At 37.0% G+C, this 4,527-nt stretch carries 6 protein-coding genes; 1 reads left to right on the top strand and 5 read right to left on the bottom strand.

All coding sequences use genetic code 11. The annotated features are described in order from the left end of the window. Positions 1–70 precede the first annotated feature (70 nt). The 3 genes from V7127_RS00030 to V7127_RS00020 form a co-directional block, all read right to left on the bottom strand. The gene (locus V7127_RS00030) at positions 71–1,000 is read right to left on the bottom strand and encodes a nuclease-related domain-containing protein (RefSeq protein ID WP_335482747.1); all 930 of its coding nucleotides are present in this window, start codon (positions 998–1,000) and stop codon (positions 71–73) included. Positions 1,001–1,018: 18 nt separating this feature from the next. Continuing rightward, on the bottom strand, positions 1,019–1,177 hold the full coding sequence (locus tag V7127_RS00025; RefSeq protein ID WP_335482746.1) for a hypothetical protein: 159 nt from the start codon (positions 1,175–1,177) through the stop codon (positions 1,019–1,021). A 192-nt stretch (positions 1,178–1,369) separates the two neighbouring features. Then, positions 1,370–1,564: an IDEAL domain-containing protein gene (locus V7127_RS00020; RefSeq protein WP_335482745.1), complete on the bottom strand. Its 195-nt coding sequence runs from the start codon at positions 1,562–1,564 to the stop codon at positions 1,370–1,372. 162 nt (positions 1,565–1,726) lie between these two features. Here V7127_RS00020 and V7127_RS00015 point away from each other — a divergent pair, with 162 nt between their 5' ends. Continuing rightward, positions 1,727–1,948 (top strand): hypothetical protein, encoded by a 222-nt coding sequence (locus tag V7127_RS00015; protein ID WP_335353714.1) that lies wholly within the window; start codon positions 1,727–1,729, stop codon positions 1,946–1,948. Positions 1,949–2,202: 254 nt separating this feature from the next. On the opposite strand, the gene V7127_RS00010 is transcribed toward V7127_RS00015, so the two are convergent. Further along, on the bottom strand, positions 2,203–3,282 hold the full coding sequence (locus tag V7127_RS00010) for a YkvI family membrane protein (RefSeq protein ID WP_335482744.1): 1,080 nt from the start codon (positions 3,280–3,282) through the stop codon (positions 2,203–2,205). 89 nt (positions 3,283–3,371) lie between these two features. After that, positions 3,372–4,478 (bottom strand): o-succinylbenzoate synthase, encoded by a 1,107-nt coding sequence (gene menC, locus V7127_RS00005; protein ID WP_335482743.1) that lies wholly within the window; start codon positions 4,476–4,478, stop codon positions 3,372–3,374. Positions 4,479–4,527: the final 49 nt, after the last annotated feature.

The raw sequence follows: 4,527 nt of genomic DNA, 5'->3' as shown, positions 1-4,527 counted from the left end.
CAGCTTTCAGCGATTTTCCAAAAACCTGTCCAAAAAACCGTGTTTCTCGGTTCACTAGTAAGTTCGAATTTTATTTATCTGGCATTTTAACAAAATAAATGTCTTTACCGTTTCCAAATGGCTTATATTTTAACAACAAAATCCTTCGAATAGTCCTCTTAGACTTAATTCCGTTACACCATTCATAAATAGCATTAGTCGTAATCCTTCTCTCTGGAAAAAGAAGAACAAACTCCTCCACAGTTCGCAATATCCCGGTTGCCACTTTCTCTTTAACTCCACATCTATTACAGATAAATTGCTCTGGGCTAAAATCAGCCATAAACGATACACATTTTAAACAGCGGATTCCTTTTTTAAATTTCTCAAATTGATATTCATAAACCCGCTTGTGTCGGGATTCATTCATGTGGGCTGCAGCTATTTTTTCTGCGAGCTTTAGGGTTGTTTCTTGGATTCTTGGAGGGCTCTTTGGCAATTTTTTTATGAATCGTGGAAGTTGTGTTGGAAAAATTATAGGCTGGTTGCGTGGGGCTTCGTATAAATGGAACTCGGTGTTGACGAAGCATACGAATGATTTAATTGGAGTTTTGACGCCGAAATCGTTGAGCAGTCTCCGAAATAAGGATTCACTACGTTCCAACTGATGCAATGGATTATTAATTTCTTTTCCTGCTTGGGAAAACCATTTATCGTCTTCGATATAAAAATCGCCATCATAATTTTTTACCTCGAACTGATAAATGATCTCTGGGGATATCAATAAGGAGTCAATTTGATATTCAGTATGATTGCTTTCAAGCAATAAATCATTGAGGATAATCCAATCATTTGAAAGATCCTCTACCCAGCTATCGAAAAGCACCTCACCTTCATAGCCCTTTTCGAGATTAGAAAGAATATTCTTATCTTTTTCTGACAAATCCATTCTCACCTTCAAGCATTTTAGCAACTTTATTTCTTCTGGTTCATGACGAGCTTTAAAAATAATTTCTCTCACAATCTTCTAAATCCCTTTTTACAAAAAACGATCCACAACGACAAATCCCCCATCTTCACCGACAGAAATACACAACGTTTTAAAAATAAAAACCTCCGAATACCTATCCATCACAAAAGGAAGGCCATCGATCATAAACTTTATATCTGTGTCCTTTGCCCCATCCAGGGACAACATAAATTCAACATTTCCTCAACATTCACCTGTAGGATAGGCTTTTAACCTCACTGATTGATCCAAATCTTCTTCAAGCAATTCCCGGAGCTTCATCAATGCTTCATCCGAAATATGTAATGCTGGTGTAGTCATTATGTAATCCCCCTCACAAATTTAGGCTGCTCATCTTTAGATGGCAGCCTTCAATTTACTCTATGAAATGCTTTTTAATTCTTCCGTTAGGCGCATAAATTCTTTTTTGTTCCGTTCAATTAGGGTTTTGTCAATTTCCAATTTGAGCCGTGCTCTTCGAAATGTCAGCAAGGTGTTGTTTAAAAATTGCTCTGCAAGAATTTCATCCATGTTCTCTTCGTGTTGCTGAGCCGAATTCAATAAATGTTTTTCCATCGTAAACCAACTCCTTGACCTTTTTTCTATTTTAGCAGTAATTATTAGATAATTCAATCTATATTTCGAGGTAAATTTGTCCAATTTTTGGATAAGAAGGAATCCATTGGGGAACATATGAATGAAGCAGATATAATCAATTTTTTTAAGGAAGTGTGAAGGATGAATTTACACAATAATATGGAATTTGAAATGAAAAGCTGTTTTATCCCAAATCTTGCTAAGTCTGAATCACTAAGGATTATAGAAGTAAACCCAGAAAGTGTCGTAGTACAAATGTATAACCCTGATTGCAGAGGTGTCTTTCCATTGGACAATTTCCAATATTGGATTAAAAAAGGATCCCTCATTGAAAAAAGTGATCAGCAGAAAAAATCTTCTTAACCCCGAAACAAAAGAGACATCCTCCTCAGACGGAAAACGTTTTGGAGGGAGCCCCTGCAAAATACTAACATGGGATGGTCTATTGAACTTGCTACTTAAATGTACAAGCCAAACTGAATCCTCCAAGAATTGGCTGGGCCTCTTTGTTAATAGCTATATCAAATAAACGCTAGTTTCATTGCCGACAATTCAGAAAAAGGAAAAAACCCTTTTAGATTACGTTTATTACCGTAATCTAAAAGGGTTTCTATTATTTAAGAAGCAATCTTATTTTCTTGCTGATTTTGATTATTTCTTTTACCTCTTACCCAGTAAACAATAACTGCGGCAATCAAAGCAAACCCTAGGTAACCAGTAATTGGATACAATGTTCCAACTAGTTTTGTAAATCCTACGAAGCTTGCAGCAAATCCTGCAAATCCGATTGCTGTGACAAATCCTTTAAATTTCATCGTACCTGGCTTCATTACGCGTACTGCGAAGCCATAAAGCATTCCAACTGCTGTGTTAAAAATCATCGCTAAAAGGACAATAGACATGAAAATTCCGACAATTGGAGAGATTTCATTGGCCAAGTAGAGCATTGGAATGTCTAAGCCGCCAATATCATCTAATCTTGTATACATACCGACATTAATTAGAATAAGCATAAGACCTAAACCGACTCCGCCAAGAATACCGCCCATTCCTGCGATCTTCAAATTCTTTGTTGTTCCGCCCATAACTGCAAGCATTGGAATCGCACAAGTGATGTTAAATGATACATACAATAAGCCAGAAAGGAACCAGTTAGAGGCAGCTGCTTTTTGCCCTTCAGCCAGCTTGTCAAGCTCCGCAAAGCTTGTATCCATTGTGAATAACGCATAAGATGCAATCACTAAAACTAACACAATTAATGCAGGAGTAATACTTCCAATAATATTAAGAACCTTTTCAACATTAAAGAAGCAAGTTACGATCGTTAATATCACCATAATTAAACTTCCGATTGCACTTGGAATTCCAAATTGCTGTTGGAACGTTGAACCAGCACCCGCAAACATAATCACTGCTACTCCAAATAAGAAGAAAGTAATGATAAAGTCTACTGCAATTCCTAAATATTTTCCACAAATACTATATACGACATTTTTATGTGAATCTGTTTGGAGACGGCCCCCAATTTGAATAATATTCATTCCTAAAAACGCAAATAGTAAGGTTGCCAAGATGGCTCCCAAAAAACCTAACCATCCAAAGCTAGTAAAGAACTGCAAAACTTCTTGTCCAGAAGCAAAACCGGCTCCGACAACTGTACCGATATATGCACCTGCCATTTGAATACTTTTTTTCATAAAGGCCCCCGTATAATTGAATTTTTTGAAAACTCATTTTAAAAGGAGAAGAAGAACCTCCTATCTCCTTCAACCCTTTTTAAAATCACTTAGGAAAAAGTTTTTTCAGTAATTGTATATTGTTTAATCGTATCTCTGTTTGGTTCATATCCAATTCCAGGTGTATCAGGAACCGTGATAAAACCATCCTTTACAACTACTTCTGGATCAATTATGTCCTTGTCCCAATAACGAGAAGATCCAGCTGTATCTCCAGGCAGTATGAAATTATCTAAAGTTGTGAGTGCGATATTATGTGCTCTGCCGATACCTGATTCAAGCATTCCCCCACACCAAACCGGAATATCATGCTGCTTACATAGGTCATGGATTCGTTTTGACTCTGTCAAACCTCCGACGCGGCCAATTTTAATATTAATAATTTTGCAGCTTCCTAATTCAATTGCTTTACGAGTATCTTCGTATGAATGAATACTTTCGTCTAAGCAAACAGGCGTATTAATTTGTTTCTGAAGTGTGGCATGATCGATAATATCATCAGATGCTAATGGTTGTTCAATCATCATGAGATCAAATTCATCCAAGGCACGCAGACGATCGATATCTTCTAAGCGGTATGCTGAGTTTGCATCAGCCATTAAAGGAACATTAGGGAAATGCTTTCTAACTTCCCTCATAACATCTACATCCCAGCCTGGCTTAATTTTCACTTTCATCCGCTTATAGCCTTCAGTTACATATTCATCAATTAATTTCAGAAGATCATCCACTGTGTTTTGAATACCAATACTGATGCCAACTTCAATTTTTGATTTTTCTCCGCCGAGTGCTTTCGCGAGTGAAATTCCTTGTTCTTGAGTATAAAGATCCCAAACCGCTCCCTCAAGGGTAGATTTTGCCATATTATTTTTCCGAATGTACGAAAAGATTTCAGAAACTTCATCAGGATGTTTAATCTCTTTATTTAATATTTGCGGGATAAGAAAATCCTCGAGCATATGCCAATTTGTTTGTAATGTTTCCTCATTATACCAAGGCGAATGAAAGGCAACAGACTCACCCCAGCCACTATTTCCATTTTCATCCTTTGCTTCAAGCAAAATAAAATCCCGGTCTTGCATTGTTCCAAAGCTTGTTGTGAATGGGGATTTCATTCTCATTTTTAAATGACGCAAAGTAATTTCTTTTAATTTCATCGGTATCCACCTTTTTGTCTAGCTCCGGCTCCTACCCCCGATGTACAGG

Source organism: Bacillus sp. JJ1773, from assembly GCF_036962035.1.
Lineage (GTDB): Bacteria > Bacillota > Bacilli > Bacillales > Cytobacillaceae > Cytobacillus.
This window is presented reverse-complemented; position numbering and strand designations above follow the sequence as displayed.